This is a genomic window from Trichothermofontia sp. (genome assembly GCF_053493415.1).
The window spans coordinates 10742-27749 of the sequence record NZ_JBRCAD010000215.1 but is presented as its reverse complement, the minus strand read 5'-3'; the positions used below and the strand labels follow the sequence as shown (position 1 = coordinate 27749).

Genomic DNA, 17008 nt, shown 5'->3' with positions numbered 1-17008 from the left:
ATGCCACAATAGCACTGTACTCAACCCTGCATGTGTTATGGACAGCCTCACGATCGCCCCCCATGACTCCGGTATCACCCTCGAAGGGACTCCCGGTGATGACATCTTAATAGGGACCAATCTGGCCGATACCTTGAGTGGTCTAGGCGGAGATGACTGGCTCTATGGTCGTGAAGGTTACGACAAACTAGAGGGCGGTTCTGGCAACGATGTCCTCTACGGCGAGGCTGGCTTTGATGTCCTCTATGGCAATGACGGCAATGATACGCTCCTAGGGGGATTCGATCCTGATTACCTGTTTGGGGGTAAAGGCGACGACCTCCTGCGGGGGGGAAAAGACCGAGATGCGATCGTCGGGGATGACGGTGACGACACCCTCATCGGCGATCTGGATGTGGATAGCCTCTGGGGCGGCGTTGGAGCCGATGTGTTTGTCCTGCGCCACGATACCGCTGCCCCGCCGCAAATTCTGGGCACTCCCGATCTGATCCTCAACGGCGCTATCTTTGCCCGTGTCGATGAGGTACCCGCCGACATCATTATGGATTATCGAGTCGAGGAGGGCGATCGCATTGGCCTCACCGGGGGCCTCACCGCCGCTGATCTGATCTTGACCCAGCGCTTCCTCACCGTCGGCGATGCGCGGGATTACGCCACGGATGGTCCCTATCCACCCAATGCCCCCCGCACCCTTGACTTCCGAGTCACCACCTTCGCCGCCACCATTATCCAGATCGCTGAGACGGGCAACCTCTTGGGGATCGTGAAGGAAGTTGCACCTGAGGCATTGCAGTTTGTGAGTAGTGACCTATTGTGAGTAGTGACCTCGGCAGATCGGGGCTGGCTTGGCGTTGGCGTTTGGTATTTAGACACTCGGTAAAGCTGACTGGGGGGCTGTACAGTAGGGTCGGTGTTGATCTTCAGGATGCCGTAGTCCTGATCCCATCTCCTTCCGTATGCGCTTGCTCTATGCCCTAGTCGCGTTGTTGCCGATCGCGACCGTCTTTAGTCTTTTGGTTGTGGCCAAGCGTCCGGCCAATCAAGTCATGCCGATCACCTATCTGGTCACGGTTGGCATCGCGCTGGGGGTGTGGCGAGTCCCTTGGGCGTGGGTTGCCGCTGCGAGTTTGAAGGGGATCGTCGCTACGGCAGAGATTTTGTATATCGTGTTTGGGGCCATTTTGCTGCTGAATACGTTGCAGGTGTCCGGGGCGATCGCCGCCATTCGCCAAAGTTTGCTGGATATCTCCCGCGATCGCCGGGTGCAGATGATTATTATTGCCTGGTTGTTTGGCAGTTTCATTGAGGGGGCGGCTGGGTTTGGCTCCCCCGCTGTGATTACAGCGCCCCTGTTGGTGGCGATCGGGTTTCCGGCCCTGGCCGCTGTGATCACCCTGTTACTGATTCAGAGTACCCCCGCCAGTTTTGGGGCCGTCGGCACCCCGATCCTGATTGGGATTGATCTGGGGTTGGCCGATGTTCCCGCCGTCCAGCAATTACTACAAACCCAGGGACTCACCCAGGCGGAAGCCTTGGCGATCGTGGGCCAGTGGGCCGGTCTGTTTAATGGTTTGGTCGGAACGCTGGTGCCCCTGATGCTGATTGGGGTGGTGACAGCCCAGTTTGGTGACCGGGCGCAAAGCCCGTGGCGATCGGCGATCGCGGGACTATCCGCTTGGAAATTTGCCCTCTTTGCCGGGGCGGCGTTTACCGTGCCCTATACCTTAACGGCCCTCTGGCTAGGTCCCGAATTTCCCACCTTGATTGGCGGGATTGTGGGGTTGAGCTTGGTGATCCCCGTTGCCCGTCGCGGTTGGTTGCTGCCCCCCACGCGCTGGGACTTTCCGCCGCCCGCCCAATGGCCGGACGCTTGGCAAGCCTCCCCCCTAAGCTCTCCGGCGGCTCCAGCAACGATCGCGCCACCGCCCTTATCAGCCCAACGCGCCTGGTTACCCTATGGTCTCCTGGGATTCGGCCTGCTGCTCACGCGTCTGCGGTTTCTACCCCTGCGCCATTGGCTCCAAAGTGTTACCCTCACCTGGTCGAATATCCTGGGAACCGACCTGACGGTCACCACCCAACCCCTGTTTCTCCCCCCCACGATCTTTCTGGTCGTGGTGGCTTTGACGGTTTACCTCCACCGGATACCCCCGAAGGCCATGCAACGGGCGATCGCGGAGGTCGTGCCCATCCTCCGTAAAACCGCCCTCGCCCTAGGGGGGGCGATCCTCACCGCGCGGGTGTTTATCAATACGGGTACCAATGGGGCGGATCTGGCCAGTATGCCTCTGACCCTAGCGGCGGGTTTGACAACCCTGGTGGGTGATCTGTGGCCCTGGTTTGCCCCCTGGCTGGGGCTACTGGGTACCTTTGTTGGCGGCAGCGTGACCGTGAGCAATATGATGTTTGCCCTCGTCCAATTTGGTGTGGCCACCCAAGGGGGCTTTTCCCCCGCCATGATCCTGGGGTTGCAATGTGCCGGGGCCGCCGCTGGCAATAGCATCAATAGCGTAACGATGGTGGCGGCGGAGGCCAGTGTCGGGTTGGCTGGATGCGAAGGGCGATTGCTACGCCGGGTCCTCCTGCCCACGCTGGCCTATGGGATGTTGGCGGGTAGCCTGGGCATGGGGATTGCCTTCTGGCTGCTGTCGTCAGCCGCCTCCCCCTCGGTTCTCTAGAGGCTGCCATGCGACAAAAGCCGCTAACATAGCCTGGCTGCTGTCAGACAGTCCCCGCCAATGCTGGGTGCCTGGAAACGGTCGCAGCGGTAGGATTGGCCAACGGGGCAAACATAAAGTTTTTTCGCAAATTCCTTATAAAAAAACAAAACTGTAGCGATCGCTATCAACCCTTTGATTTCCCGACGTTTGAATGGTTTGATGGCGATATTTGCCCACTAGGGTATCGGGGAGGATAGGCGATACTCATCTGGAGAGCAGTGGTCGCTCTTGTTTAACCGCCACGGTTATGTCTGCGGCGACTTAACCTGTCTGGGGCCACACCCAAGGGACACCGTGGGGTAACCGTATAGAGGGAAGAGTCGTCATGAAGAAGTTATTTGGTTTGAGATTGCACAAGGGAAACGGTACTATGCAAATTGCTCGTAATCCTGCACTGGCAGACATCCGGGTGGAAGATGACCGGACAGGGTTAAGTATTGAAACGCTCAAGCGAGCCTTTCTCGATAATCTGTTTTACATTCAGGGGAAGTTCCCCCGGCTGGCCTCGAAAAATGACTACTACATGGCCCTCGCCTATACTGTGCGCGATCGCCTGTTGCAGCGCTGGCTCAGCACTGCCGCCACCTATACCGACAACGCTTCCCGAACGGTAGCCTACCTCTCAGCAGAGTTTTTGATGGGGCCGCAACTGGGGAATAACCTGATCAATCTGGGCATCTACGATGAAGTGAAGCAGGCCGTTGAAGAATTGGGCCTGGATCTGGACGAACTGCTGGAACAGGAAGATGAACCGGGTCTGGGCAATGGGGGCCTTGGTCGGCTCGCTGCCTGTTTCCTCGACTCCCTCGCCACCTTGGAAATTCCGGCGATCGGCTACGGCATCCGCTACGAATTTGGGATCTTCTCCCAAGGCATTCGCGATGGCTGGCAGGTGGAAATCACCGACAAATGGCTCAGCCGGGGCAACCCGTGGGAACTGGCCCGTCCGGAATGGGCGGTCGAAGTGAAACTGGGGGGCCACACGGAAACCTATACCGATGAACACGGCCAACGGCGGGTGCGATGGGTGCCCTACGAAGTTGTGAAGGGCGTGCCCTACGATACGCCACTCCTGGGCTATAAGACCAATAATTGCAATACCCTGCGGCTCTGGTCAGCGGAGGCCCCGGAATCCTTTGACTTTGAAGCCTTTAACTCTGGGGACTACCTGGGCGCCGTCTACGACAAGGTAACGTCGGAAAACCTGTCCAAGGTGCTTTATCCCAACGACAACCTGTCTCAGGGCAAGCAGTTGCGGCTGGCGCAGCAGATTTTCTTTGTCTCCTGTTCGCTCCAGGATATGCTGCGCATTCTCGAACAGCAACAGGTCCCCATTACTGATTTCGCCAAGAAGTTCACGATCCAACTCAATGATACCCACCCATCGATCGCCGTGGCGGAACTCATGCGGCTGCTGGTGGACGAGCGGGGCATCCCCTGGGATCATGCATGGCAGATTACCCAAAATAGTTTTGCGTATACCAATCACACCCTCTTACCTGAAGCTTTGGAATGCTGGGATCTGGCCATGTTTGAGCAAATGCTACCCCGGCACTTGGAGATTATCTACGAGATTAATCACCACTTCCTGGATGCGATCCGCGCCAAGTTCCCCCACGACAACGATCGCCTTGCCCGTATGTCGTTGATCGATGAGAACAATGGTCGCCGGGTGCGGATGGCCCACTTGGCTTGTGTGGGGAGTCATGCGATTAACGGCGTGGCCGCGTTGCATACCGAGTTGCTCAAGCAGGATGTGCTGCGCGACTTCTACGAAATGTATCCGGAGAAGTTCCAGAACAAGACCAATGGTGTGACGCCCCGCCGGTTCGTGTTGTTGAGTAATCCCCGCCTGTCCAAGTTGATTACCAGCAAAATTGGCGACAATTGGGTGCGTAAGCTAGATGATCTCAAGCAACTGGAACCCTATGTGGAGGATGCCAGTTTCCGGGAGGAGTGGTGGAAAACCAAACACGCGATTAAGGAGGAATTGGCTGCCTACATTAAGCAACATAATGGCATCACCGTCGATCCCTATTCGATTTTTGATATTCAGGCCAAGCGGTTTCACGAATACAAGCGCCAACACCTGAATGCGATGCACATTGTCACGCTCTATAACCGGATTAAGCGCAATCCCAACATCGACATCACCCCCCGCACCTTCATCTTTGGCGGCAAGGCGGCTCCCGGTTATTTCATTGCCAAGTTGATCATTAAGCTGATTACGTCGATCGGTGAGGTGGTGAATAATGACCCGGATGTGCGCGATCGCCTGAAGGTGGTGTTCCTGGAAAACTACAGTGTCAAGTTTGCCCAGCGGGTTTACCCGGCGGCGGATTTGTCCGAGCAAATTTCGACGGCAGGGAAGGAAGCCTCCGGGACTGGGAATATGAAATTCGCCCTTAATGGTGCCCTGACGATCGGGACCTTGGATGGGGCCAACGTCGAAATCCGGGAGGAAGTCGGGGCGGAAAACTTCTTCCTATTTGGTCTTACCGCCCAGGATGTCTATGCCCTACGCGGCAGTGGGTACGATCCCTGGCACTACTACCACAGCGATTGGGAGCTGAAGGAGGTGATCGATCGCATTGCGTCGGGTGAGTTCTCGCGGGGTGATCGCAACCTCTTCCAACCTCTATTGGAGTCGTTATTGAACTGGGATACCTATCTGTTGCTGGCGGACTATCGGTTCTATGTGGATTGCCAGGAGCGGGTGAGCGAAGCCTACCGCGATCGGGAACATTGGACGCGGATGTCAATCCTCAATTCAGCGCGGATGGGCAAGTTCTCATCCGATCGTTCGATTAGTGATTACTGTCGTGAGATCTGGAAGGTGAGTCCGGTGAAGGTGGCGCTGGAGAAAAGCTTGTTTTAGAAGATGTTTTATAGCGGTCGTCACGCCCATTAGGCCATTGCCAAGGCGGTGATCAACAAGGGGCTTAAGCCCCTTGTTTACAAGGCTTGACAGTACTTCATTAGGAAGGGAACGGCTGTAGGGACAGCCTGATTGACTGCTCTCTGCTTTAAGGCCAATTTGACGCCAGGGAAGGTGGTTTTGGGCATCCTGTTATGCTAGACACGGTTACCGCCCCGCCCTATTCTTATTCACCCCACTCCTACCTCCCCTAAAGCTGGGCCATGACTCCGGTTTGGCAGGTGACGCCGGGGTATTGATTTTATGGGGATTCCCTTAAGGGGTTTCCTGCTGGGAGCGATCGCCGGAGCTAGTCTCGTCTAGCATCGATTCATGGGCAGACGGCAAGGAGGGCTCCGGGATCGCGGCAGGCGTGGCAGGTAATCCGGTGACGGCATCCGGCTCGCGGGCGGCGCGGGCATGCTCGGAGGGTAAACTGCCCGACCAGTAGTCCAAAAAATCCTTAATGAAAGCTTCCTCCACCCAGATTTTGACCACGACCGCTAGGGGAAGGGCCAAGATCAGCCCCAGGAGGCCAAAAAAGGTAGCGAAAAAGATTTGGGCGATCAAGGTGGCCGCTGGCAACAGGGAAACCTGCTTCTGCATCACCATCGGGCTAAACCAGTAGCTTTCCAGGTTTTGCACCACCACATACAGGATGACAACGGCGAGGGCTTTACCCGGCGAGTCCAGCAAGGCGACGGCAACCGGAAACACCCCACTGACCGTCGGACCAATATTGGGGACAAAGTTAAACACCCCCGCCAGCAGAGCATGGGCAAACACAAAGCGCACCTGTAGTACCAGGAGGCCGATCGCGCACAGGGTGGCCACAAAGATGGAATTGAACGACACCCCCCCTAACCAACTTAAGAGGGCGATTTCACAACGGCTCATGATCTCGTCGGTGCGCCGCCGGTAGAAGGAAGGCATCAGCCGCACAGCTAAACGCCGATAGGCCAAGGGATCGGCCAGGATCATAATCGTGAGTACGAGCACCAACAGCAGTTGCAGCAAAACTCCCAGGGAGTTATTGAGGAAGGTAAACAGGTTACCAAAGAGTTCCTTGCCCAAGGCCCAGGTCTGTTGGGAAAGGTCACCGAGCCGGGGCAGTTGGAGATTTTGTTGCAAGATCCAGTCGGGGGGGTCCTTGAGCAGGCGATCGAGCCAGACGGAGAACCGGGTAAAGCCCACCGGAACAAGCTGCAGCAGTTGTTGGAATTGCTGGATGAAGGGGGGCATCACCAAGCCGACAAATAAGACGGTCGCCAACAACACGATCAGCATGGCCACAAGGACCGCTTTACCTCGCTGAAGCTGAAAGCGGTTAGTAATCCAGCGCACGAGGCTATTGAGGGCAGTAGCCAACACCACAGCGGTAAAGATTAGCAACAAAATCTGTCGGAACTGCCACAGGATGATGAGGGCAATCCCCAGAAAAATTAGGCCCACCCAGTCAATCAGTCTCACCGGTTTAACTCCTCATCCCCTGGGAATCACGATCCAATGGCTGCTTGGCAGCAGGTTTACCAGGGTGCTCAGGTCTGGCGAGCCTTGGCCTGAAACCCGCCTCGACAGGGGATGGATCGTATACCGTAGCGTATCATAGTCGGCTGAATCCTAGACCTAGCGACCCAAACGATGAAGGTCATTGATCGTCGCTGCACACTGCTGGGTCAGGTCTTCCAGGACCGATCGCGCTGAGGAGGTCGGCGGGGGGATAAGGGGACCAATGCGCACAGTCACCGGCACCGATCGCGGCCAGATTGATCCCGGCTGTTCGATCGCCTCCGTACCCCAGAGACTCACCGGCAGCAGGGGGGCATTAACCTTGGCGGCGATCAGGGCTGCGCCTAGCTTGGGATCGGTAATCTGACCGTCGGGGGTGCGGGTTCCCTGGAGAAAAATACCCGTAGCCCAGCCCGCTTGAAGCGCGGCGATCGCCGCCCGCATCGCCGCCCGATCGCCCTCACCACGCTTGACGGGATAGGCCCCATACAGCCGAATCGCCTGCTTCAACACCGGCACCCGGAACAGTTCCTCCTTGGCCATAAAGGCCACCGGTCGCTGCACACAACAGGACAAGAGGGGAGGGTCAAAGTTACTGGCATGGTTACTAACCACCACCACGGGGCCACTACGGGGTACCTGGTCAACCCCATAGACCCGGCCCCGGAAATAGGTATGGAAAACGGGACTGACCACTGACCACTTGAAAAGGGAGTACAGGATCAGGCTGTTTAGCGGTTCGCGATCGCGGGACATGGACAGCCTAAATTCCAGAACCATCAAGGAAAGCTTCAATTTCCCGATCGCGCAGACTGCACCGGGTTTTGGCCTGACTTTTGGCCACCATTTGGGCAAATTCCGCCTCTTCGGTGAGGGTGCCGCCGCTCAACTCTGCGGCACTCACCTCGATCACGGCTGGCTGGGAACGCTGCTGGAGTTGTTGCAACTGTTCTTCCAACTGTTCAATGCGATCAACCAGGGAGCGAATCACCCGTGCTTCGGAATCCGGTAAATTGCTGTGATCGAGCGGATTCACCCGCACCCCTTCCCGGTAGACAACTCGCCCCGGCACCCCAACCACCGTACAGTCAGACGGGACATCACGCAGGACGACCGAACCCGCCCCAATACGGACATTATTCCCAATTTGCAGATTACCGAGGACCTTAGCCCCAGCCCCGACAACCACATTCTCGCCTAGGGTGGGATGCCGCTTACCGCTTTGCTTGCCGGTGCCCCCCAGAGTGACACCCTGGTAAATGAGGGCGTAGTCCCCCACAATCGCCGTCTCGCCGATCACGACCCCCATACCGTGATCGATAAAGACACCCGTGCCAATTTGGGCACCGGGATGGATCTCAATGCCTGTCAACAAGCGGGATAGGTGAGAAATGAGTCGGGGGATGAAGGGGACCCCTAGCCGATAGAGCCAGTGGGCCAGTCGATGGCTGATCAGGGCGTGGAGGCCGGGGTAGCAGAACAGGACCTCTAACCAGTTGCGGGCGGCAGGATCGCGATCGAAGACAATCCGGAAGTCATTTAGGAAGGTGTTCAGCACAGGCAATGACCGCAGATGGCAATGGAGTGAAACTCTATCTATCTTAACCGTAAAGATCCTACCCCAGGGTACTTAGGATATCCTCCCTTGCCCGTAGGGATTGCCCACCCTTGACCTTTGCACCTCCGGTTGATTTTGCCGATGGCCCGCATCCTCCCAGGGGGGAAATGTAACATTTTATGAGGGGGTGCGTTCAGCTTGGGTCCGGTGAGCAATAGTCAGGATAGAGGGCGGCAGGTCAAGCCGCGTGTGGTCAGATCGGGTGCGAGTTTTTCCCTCGGAGGTACGGCGCATGAATCGGAAGCTGATCCTATTTTCGGCCCTACTCACCGCGCTGGTCGGGGCGGTCATCGGGCTAGCCACCGCCAGAATGCACCACGGGCGCTTTGCGAGTTCCCTATACCAGGATCTGGGTCGTAAATACGCGATCGTGGGGGCTACCGCTGGCCTCCTGGTGGGGGCTGGTCAAGAGGCCGTGCGTCAGCTTAAATATCAACGGGATGCGGAGGAAGCCTAGGGCAACGCCTCACGATGTTGGCTGTACTAGACAGGGAATATCTAGATAGATGCAATAGAATACATCGCAACCGGTTCAGATGCAGAGACTAATGCAGAGCCTTCGTCACTTTTGCCCAAGGACTTAATCCTCCAGGACCAATGACCGTTCGGCTTCTAAAAGCGGGGAGGTTAAGGCGCGGTTGGCTGACAGGGGGAGGGTACTGGCCCATCATACTCATGATGGCGGCTGTGTATGTTGATCGATATTTTAGGTTAAGTACTATGGCAGAAGTTTTTGAAGCCGACTCTACGGTTGAGCAATGGGATCAGGACTACTACCATCCCATTGCCTTGAAGCTCTATGATTGGGCCATTCGAGATATGCTTCAGATGATGGCGGTTACCGAAGGGGCAACGGTCTTAGATGCGGGCTGTGGGCCAGGGGTGCACAGTATTCGGGTTGCGAAAGCGGGTTATCAGGTCTATGCGATCGATCTGTCTAATGCCATGCTGAGCCAAGCGGAACAAAGGGTGGCGGCGGCCAATGTGGCTGACAGGGTGCAATTTCAGCGGCAAGACCTGACCCAACTTGACTTCCCCGATCGGTCTTTCCGGTATGTTTTTTCCTGGGGGGTGATCATTCACATTCCCGATGTGGAAAAGGCCCTTGATGAGCTGGCTCGGATCATTGATTCAGGGGGCCAATTAGCCCTGTATATTACCAACAAATCAGCCCTCGATCATAAGATCGAAGCCTGCCTGCGATGGGTCCTGAGGAAACCCCTGGCAGATTTGCAACATTTGCCCCTAGGCGATGGTATTTGGTACACCCTGCATGGAGAAAAGCTTTGGGTTTGGCGACTGGATGCTGGCGCTGTGGCTAACTACCTGGCCCAACGGGGTTTTGTCTTAAAACACCGCCGCCTGGGCGAACTTTCAGAGTTTCAGCGTCGTTTGCAGGGCATTCCTCGCTCCCTACTGTTGCACCTGAATAACTTAGCCTATCGTTGGCAATTACCAGCCGCCTGGGCCGCCAGTCAGCTTTTAATCTTTGAGAAACAGTAAATTCTAGTTGGTCAATTACGATCGCACTGCCCATGACTGCCATGCCCCCCAACCCCGCTGCCCAACCGGCGATCGATGCTGAGGAACTCCTGCGACAACTGCGCCAGAAACAAGGCACCTGGGTGATGTGGGGGCAAGCCTGTCAGCAATTGCAAAAAGCCGGGTATACCCCCCAGCAAATTTTTGAAGCCACGGGCTTTGAGCCGGTCCAGCAGAATCAAATTATTGTCGCCACCCAGGTGTATACCTCGATCGTCAATGCCCCCGCCGCCGAAGCGGTGATTGCCCACTATGCCCAAACGGGTAGCGATCGCCTCTACGAACTCCGCATTTTGAGCCAAGTCGAGCGGGTGGCGGCGGCTGAGTTGATCTTCAGCAAACAGTTGGATGCGGATCAGGCCCATGAACTGGCGAAGATTTATAAAGAGGTGGCCCGGAGTCGCCAGCGTCCGCCAGAATTTTCCGAACAGCCAGGGGATGTGATGGCCTACCACTACTGGAAATTGGCACGGCAAACCAGCGATCTGGCCGATCGCTCCCGGCTGATTGCCCAAGGCTTAGGCTTTGTGGCCACCCCCGCCGCCCGCCAACAACTCGAACAATTGCTGACCGACTTCACCGTTACGCCCAAACACCCCCAACCCCTGCTGCCCCTTTATCGCCTGGAGGCGGCGGAGGAAATGCCACGGGTGGTGCCTGTGGTTGGCCGCTTACCCTTGCTGCCAACGGATCTGCAAGCCGTTCCCCTTCTGGATGAGCAGGGGGATTTCCGCTTGGTTACGTTCCGGGGCGAAGGCGTGTGGGTAGCCGTACCGGGTTGGCCAGTGATCCTGGGGGCGGAGGACCCGATCGCCCTTTTAGCCACCTCCGATCAGCTACCATTGCCCGCCACGGTGACGATCGCCCCCCAAACGGAATGCCTGGTGATCGTCGATCGTGCCCAGCGCCAATGGGACCCCCATAGCTATTATCTCGTTGCCCAGGCGGAGCAGCTCCAAATTGAGTGGCACGAGGCAGACCCCCAGCAGCCTATCCTGGGACGGGTTCTGCTGGTCTTGCGGTCAAAGCCCCGCGAGGAGGAGCCGCTTGCCAACGATCTCTGGCAAGTCGATGAATAAGCATGAATACGCTCAAAAGTCCAACTCACTGCACGTCCAACCCAGGCCAACGATCGCCCGAATACAGATCGGGCGGTACCGATTTGTCACAGTAGACTAGATAACAAGTTTCTTTAAACTGCCAGGATGAGTGCCAGGTATGTCCATTAAGATCGAGCAGGGGCTATTTCAATCAGACTTTACCGACCACCACGCGGTACTGGGCGTGCCGATCGATGCCGAAGCCAAAGATATTCGCAAGCGCTGGTTGCAGATTTCCCGTCGTCTCCATCCTGACAGCCTCACTGGCGAGGATGACGCCCACAAGCAAGCGGCTACGGAAATTTTGTCCAAGTTAGTCAATCCCGCCTATGAACTACTGAAGGACGATCGCGAACGGAGCGAATACCTGCTACTCCTAAAGCTCAAGGGCAAACAGGCGATCCAACAACAGGCCATGAATCAGCTCCGCACTCAGGAAGCCAAAGCCCTGCTTCAGGCTAAGGACCCCAACAAACACTATCGGGAAGTCCTGCGGCACCTGTCTACCGAACAGTACACGACCCTCGATCAAATTGTGGCGGTGACCGGGCAAATTAGTGAACTCAACCTCGCCTATTTGATGCGGATGGAGTCCCAGGAGGGCATCAAGATCACCCCCGCTAGCGCGACCGCCACCACCACCGTGCGCAGCGCCGCCCCAGCCAGCGGCGCCAGCACACCCGCCGCCGCTCCGGTCACCCCGAAGCCCTCGATCAGTGATCAATATTACCGGCGGGCGGAAGAATTTATGGCCAAAAAGAGCTATGCCGAAGCCATTAAGGAGCTGCGGGACGCCCTGAAGCAGGAGCCAACGAATGCCCGTTGCCATACCCTTCTGGGAACGCTCTATTTGGCGCAAAAGCAAAACACAATGGCGAAAATCCACTTCCAACAGGCCCTAAAACACAATCCCCAGGACAGCAAGGCCAAAGAAGGACTCCGACAACTAGGGCACGCTGTGGCGGAAGCCGGAACCAAGGCCACAGGGAGCAGTAAAACCCCCCAGAAATCACCACCGAAACCCAACAAGTCGGCGGGGGGCGGCTTATTTGGGCGGCTATTTGGGGGTAAAAAATAGCCACCGGCCCGGTGTACACTGGACCCGGCAAACCTTAGGCACGTACTCCTCAGTAGGTTTAGGATGATTTACCAACCCCCCCCTGGTGCGCGGGACTTACTTCCCCTGGAAGTAGCCCAAACTCGCTGGATTGAGGCCCGTCTCCGGGAGGTATTCCGTAGCTGGGGTTACCAGCAAACGATTACCTCAACATTTGAGCGGCTGGAAACCTTGATGGCGGGTGGGGCTGTGCAGCCGTCTACAGTCATCCAGCTTCAGACAACGGCGGAGGGGGAAACCCAGGGACTTCGCCCCGAACTCACCGCGTCGATCGCCCGCATGGCCATGACTCGGCTGAAAACAGCGACCCTGCCCCTCCGATTGTTCTACCAGGCGAACGTGTTTCGCCGCTTGGCAAAAACCAGCCAGCAGGAGTTTCGTCAGGCTGGGGTTGAGCTATTGGGGGCAACGGGCCTCATGGCCGATGGTGAGATTTTGCTGCTGTTGTTGGACTGCCTACATCGCTTGCAATTGCCCGGGGGGCACCTGCTGTTAGGGGAAGCGGGGCTAACCCGATCGCTGCTCTCTCCCTTCCCCCAACCGCTACGGCAACGGGTACGGCAGGTGATCGCCCACCTCGATCGGGTGGGGTTAGAGGCCCTGCCCCTATCGGATACTTTGCGGGCACGGGCACTGTTGCTGATGGATCTGCGTGGACAGCCGGAGGCCGTTTTACAGCGGGTGAGCCAACTGGACTTGACGGCGGGGCAACGCGATCGGGTCAATACCCTCAAAGGGCTGGTCGAACTGCTGCGGCAAGGGGCATGGGCAGGCAGCGACACGCCCCCCTCACCCCGTCAAGGGATCTCCCTGGTTCTGGATTTAAGCCTGATTCAACCCTTTGATTACTACACCGGGGTTATTTTTGAGGTGATTAGCGATACGACATCGGGTCAACGGATTCTGGGACAAGGCGGTCGTTACGATCAACTGATGAGCCTTTACCATCCCGAAGGGGAGTCGATGCCGGGGATTGGGTTTTCCCTCAATACGGATGTCATTCATCAGGTCTTACTACACCAAGCCGGTCCGCTCCCCCAACAGTTGCCTGCTCCTAGTTGGCTCGTGGTGGCCCAAACCCCAGCGGCGGCGGCGGCGGCCTTTGCCTATGCCCAAGCCCTCCGGGAGGAATCTCCGACCCTAGCGGTGGAGATGGCTATGGCCCAAAACGCTGAGGAAGCGGCGGAAATTCGTCAGCGTTTTGGCGAGCGCAGCGTGACGATCGCCTGGATCACGGCGACGGGGGAAGCCACGCTCGAAACCTTGGCAAAGGGTCGTCGAGAGGTGTAGGGAAGGGGGCACCACGATTTTCCATCTACCCCTGGGGAGATTTTCCATCTACCCCTAGGGGGATTTCCCAAATGCCTCAGACACGGTAAGCTGAAGTCCAGCAAGAATTCCAAAGACTACAGCATCCCTCGCTGGCTCCAGTGGGGGGATTTTTTTGCCCGTATCCCCAAGGGCCAATTAACTAGCAATGATCGTCGTGACTGCCTGCTGCACCGGGATTTCCAGCCAAAAAGTTGCCCCTTGGCCCGGTTCTGACGTACAGCCGATCGTGCCCTGGTGGCGATCGGTAATAATTTGGTAGCTAATCGATAGCCCTAACCCGGTCCCTTTGCCAATGGGCTTGGTGGTAAAAAAAGGGTCAAACAGGCGAGCTTGGATATCTGGCGGAATCCCGGCACCATTATCGGTAATGCTGACCCGCACCCGATCCGGTGGCACTGGCTCCGTAGTGATGACAATTTTCCCCCGTGGGGCTTCCCGTGGGGGCTGAGCCGGGACAGGGGTGCCGACGGTCTCTGCTGATGGCTCCTCTAGGGGGTCAGAAATGGCATCGATCGCATTACTCAGCAGGTTCATAAACACTTGATTGAGCTGGCCGGGATAACACTCGACCCAGGGAAATGACCGTATTGTTTCACAACCTCAATCTGGGACTGTCCCCCCTTCCCCTTGAGGCGGTTTTGGAGGATGAGGAGGGTACTGTCTAACCCCTCATGGAGATCAACGGTTTTCATCTCCGCTTCATCTAGACGTGAAAAATTACGCAAGGATAGAACAATTTGCCGAATGCGATCGGTACCGATCCGCATGGAATAAATGATTTTGGGCAGATCCTCGATCAGAAAGGGGATATCGTTATTGTCGATAAATTGAGCCAATTCAGAGGCTGGCTTCGGATAGTTCCGTTGGTAGCTTTCGATGAGTTCTAGGAGGGTTGCACTATACTCTTCAATATGGACCAGGTTGCCATAAATAAAGTTGACTGGATTATTAATCTCGTGAGCAATTCCCGCGACAAGCTGACCCAAACTCGACATTTTTTCCGTTTGGATCAATTGTATTTGTGCCTGTTGTAATTCCTTTAGCGTTTGCTCTAATTGACGTGCCTTTTGCGTGGCGGTGATATGTGCGGCCTCTAATTCCGCCTGATTAGCCCTTAAAGCATTGGTTTTGCTCTCGATCTGCGCGGCCATGTGATCGAAGGCCCTGGAAATTTCGGCCAACTCATCGGACCCCCGTAGCTGGGTGCGGATATGCAATTCGCCCTTGGCCAGACGGTGGCTGGCGGAGACAAGGCGATTGGCCCGCCGGGTCAAGACTTGTTCCGCCAAAAACCACAGCAACCCAATGGCCACCAATAGTCCCAGGTTAGTGACGATCGCACGGCGGACAGCAGCCTGGATAGCCTGGGCTTTGGCTTGGCTCAGGTCGTAATTCAGCCACAAGATCCCCACTCGGGAGGGCCGCAATTCCCCGGGGGTTATGCCCAACAGGACAGGATAGATGGCTTGGACACTGCGGCGATCGGGACTAAAGGTGACAAGACCGGACTGCGATCGCCGGACCCTGGCGATCGTGCTTTGCTGGGCAGCGGCGGGCGTATTGGTTAGGCGCTGGGATTTGAGGGAGTATTGGGTTGAGGCCATCACCTGATCCTGTTCATCCAGCAGCAAGCCGAGGCGAAGATTGATATTCCCGCCTAACTGCCCCACAGCCAGTCGGGCACCCGCAATATCGTTATTGCGATAGAAGTAGGTAAGGATACCGGAGGTTGAACTGCCAGAAAAGCGGGCTTGGTAGTAACCATCGGTCTCAACCCGTCGATAGGCAAGCGCTACTTCGTAGCGAAAGGAGGCCACCCCTAACACACAACTCAATAGCAACAAGGTGGCTGGAATTGAGAAGCGTAAGGGTAGGGGGAGCTTGCGGAGCCAGCGTTGCCAGAAGCGACGGTTCATTTTGCTAACTCTTGCACCAGGGTATCGTTAAGCAGCGGTTTGGGATCAACAGCCTGATTGAGAAGTTGATTATCCAGCATCACTTCGACTAACTGCTGTGCCCCGGTCAGAAGGGCCGGATCTTGTTGGCTTAAAAGACGCTGATTCTCCTCAATACCAGGGATTAATAAGCCTTCTAGGGACTCTAAAAACTGCGCTGGGGTAACGTTCTGGCGCGGTGCCACCCGTGTAGCTGCATCCTGGGGATTGGCTTTGAGGTAATCAATGGCCCGAAACCAACCGGTAACCAGGTCGGCTAAATCAGCTCGTCGGCTGTCTAAGGTGGATTGATCTGTCACGATCACGTCCACAATTTCACCGGGAATTTGGCGGCTATCGAAGAGGAGGGTGGCCCCCTCGGCCAGAAGGCGCGATCGCACCGGGTCAAAGGTCACAACGGCATCGATCTCACCCGCTTGAAAGGCCCGTTCCTGCTCGGAAACTTCTAGCGGCACCACTTGCACCGCTTCCGGGGTGAGGTTCACAGTCTGGAGGGCACGGGTCAACACATAGGCCCCCAGGGCCGTGGCTTCTACCCCCACCCGCTGTCCCTGTAACCCACTGAGACTGGCAATCCCCGGCTTGCCTAAGATCACATCCCCCCCATCGGAAATATCGGCAATGAGAAAAATCCGGGTTTGGGGATTCGTTTCCGTCAGGAGCAGGGTTTCATCCAGGGTGAGGGCGGCTACCTCCAGATCTCCATTGCGATATGCCCGCAGCACCTCGGATGAGGAACCAAACTCCACCATTTGCACGGGTGTCCCCTCGAAATAACCCAGATTGCGGGCCAGGTAAAAGCCTTCAAATCCCGGCCACACATTGGTCCCAACACGAAGGGGTGGGGGGGGGGAACTGGGTACACAAGCGGGCACGATCGCCAGTAAAGTAGCCGCTAGCCCTAACCCTAAGAAATGGCGGCGTGACCAGCGATTGCGGCCCCATATCCTTGGCCTGCGCGAGTCAAAATGGGTCATGACGATTTACCTAGGAAGGGTTGTTAGCGATCGTCAGTCAATCGAAACGCAGTGGTGGGATAGGCATCCTGCCGACCCTCCAGACAGCCGAGACAGCTATCCCACATTGAGTTCGTAATCCACAGTGTGATCTACAGATCGTAGTCACCCATTCTCAAATTCCGAAGTATCCTCGTAGACGAAATGCCCTGGAGAGGGTGTCCCCCTGGCATCCCGACGGT

Annotated in this window: 14 protein-coding genes; 8 read left to right on the top strand and 6 right to left on the bottom strand. The window is 56.6% G+C overall.

Annotated elements, in window-relative coordinates; genetic code table 11:
- Window positions 1–37 precede the first annotated feature (37 nt).
- From ACWIUF_RS19170 to ACWIUF_RS19160, 3 genes are all read left to right on the top strand, one after another.
- The gene (locus tag ACWIUF_RS19170) at window positions 38–817 is read left to right on the top strand and encodes a calcium-binding protein (protein ID WP_448574134.1); all 780 of its coding nucleotides are present in this window, start codon (window positions 38–40) and stop codon (window positions 815–817) included.
- A 139-nt stretch (window positions 818–956) separates the two neighbouring features.
- Entirely contained in the window at window positions 957–2678 is a 1722-nt protein-coding gene (locus ACWIUF_RS19165; RefSeq protein WP_448574133.1) for an L-lactate permease, read from the top strand.
- Between the two features lie 412 nt (window positions 2679–3090).
- Window positions 3091–5598: a glycogen/starch/alpha-glucan phosphorylase gene (locus ACWIUF_RS19160; RefSeq protein ID WP_448574132.1), complete on the top strand. Its 2508-nt coding sequence runs from the start codon at window positions 3091–3093 to the stop codon at window positions 5596–5598.
- Between the two features lie 315 nt (window positions 5599–5913).
- Here the strand turns inward: ACWIUF_RS19160 and ACWIUF_RS19155 are convergent, their stop codons facing one another.
- The 3 genes from ACWIUF_RS19155 to cysE all read right to left on the bottom strand — a co-directional run bounded on the left by ACWIUF_RS19155 (window position 5914) and on the right by cysE (window position 8704).
- Complete coding sequence (locus ACWIUF_RS19155; protein ID WP_448574131.1) at window positions 5914–7107, bottom strand: AI-2E family transporter; 1194 nt, start codon at window positions 7105–7107, stop codon at window positions 5914–5916.
- Window positions 7108–7263: 156 nt separating this feature from the next.
- Window positions 7264–7902, bottom strand: coding sequence for a lysophospholipid acyltransferase family protein (locus ACWIUF_RS19150; RefSeq protein ID WP_448574130.1), 639 nt, complete (start codon window positions 7900–7902; stop codon window positions 7264–7266).
- Between the two features lie 7 nt (window positions 7903–7909).
- Complete coding sequence (gene cysE / locus ACWIUF_RS19145) at window positions 7910–8704, bottom strand: serine O-acetyltransferase (protein WP_448574129.1); 795 nt, start codon at window positions 8702–8704, stop codon at window positions 7910–7912.
- A 292-nt stretch (window positions 8705–8996) separates the two neighbouring features.
- Between cysE and ACWIUF_RS19140 the strand changes: the two genes are divergently transcribed.
- The 5 genes from ACWIUF_RS19140 (at window position 8997) to ACWIUF_RS19120 (ending at window position 13813) form a co-directional block, all read left to right on the top strand.
- Window positions 8997–9221, top strand: coding sequence for a hypothetical protein (locus ACWIUF_RS19140; protein WP_448574128.1), 225 nt, complete (start codon window positions 8997–8999; stop codon window positions 9219–9221).
- A gap of 263 nt (window positions 9222–9484) precedes the next feature.
- Window positions 9485–10267, top strand: a complete 783-nt coding sequence (locus tag ACWIUF_RS19135) for a methyltransferase domain-containing protein (protein WP_448574127.1) — start codon at window positions 9485–9487, stop codon at window positions 10265–10267.
- 32 nt (window positions 10268–10299) lie between these two features.
- The gene (locus ACWIUF_RS19130) at window positions 10300–11385 is read left to right on the top strand and encodes a RuBisCO accumulation factor 1 (RefSeq protein WP_448574126.1); all 1086 of its coding nucleotides are present in this window, start codon (window positions 10300–10302) and stop codon (window positions 11383–11385) included.
- Between the two features lie 139 nt (window positions 11386–11524).
- The gene (locus tag ACWIUF_RS19125) at window positions 11525–12484 is read left to right on the top strand and encodes a J domain-containing protein (RefSeq protein WP_448574125.1); all 960 of its coding nucleotides are present in this window, start codon (window positions 11525–11527) and stop codon (window positions 12482–12484) included.
- A 63-nt stretch (window positions 12485–12547) separates the two neighbouring features.
- Window positions 12548–13813 carry an ATP phosphoribosyltransferase regulatory subunit gene (locus ACWIUF_RS19120; protein ID WP_448574124.1) on the top strand — a complete coding sequence of 422 codons (1266 nt, stop codon included), beginning with the start codon at window positions 12548–12550 and terminating at the stop codon, window positions 13811–13813.
- Between the two features lie 177 nt (window positions 13814–13990).
- On the opposite strand, the gene ACWIUF_RS19115 is transcribed toward ACWIUF_RS19120, so the two are convergent.
- Genes ACWIUF_RS19115 through ACWIUF_RS19105 form a run of 3 tightly spaced genes read right to left on the bottom strand, consistent with a single transcriptional unit; the run spans window position 13991 to window position 16787 of the window.
- Window positions 13991–14389, bottom strand: coding sequence for a sensor histidine kinase (locus ACWIUF_RS19115; RefSeq protein ID WP_448574123.1), 399 nt, complete (start codon window positions 14387–14389; stop codon window positions 13991–13993).
- Entirely contained in the window at window positions 14386–15771 is a 1386-nt protein-coding gene (locus ACWIUF_RS19110; protein WP_448574122.1) for a sensor histidine kinase, read from the bottom strand. The genes ACWIUF_RS19115 and ACWIUF_RS19110 overlap by 4 nt, the downstream gene beginning before the upstream one ends.
- Complete coding sequence (locus tag ACWIUF_RS19105; protein ID WP_448574121.1) at window positions 15768–16787, bottom strand: ABC transporter substrate-binding protein; 1020 nt, start codon at window positions 16785–16787, stop codon at window positions 15768–15770. The genes ACWIUF_RS19110 and ACWIUF_RS19105 overlap by 4 nt, the downstream gene beginning before the upstream one ends.
- Window positions 16788–17008 lie beyond the last annotated feature (221 nt).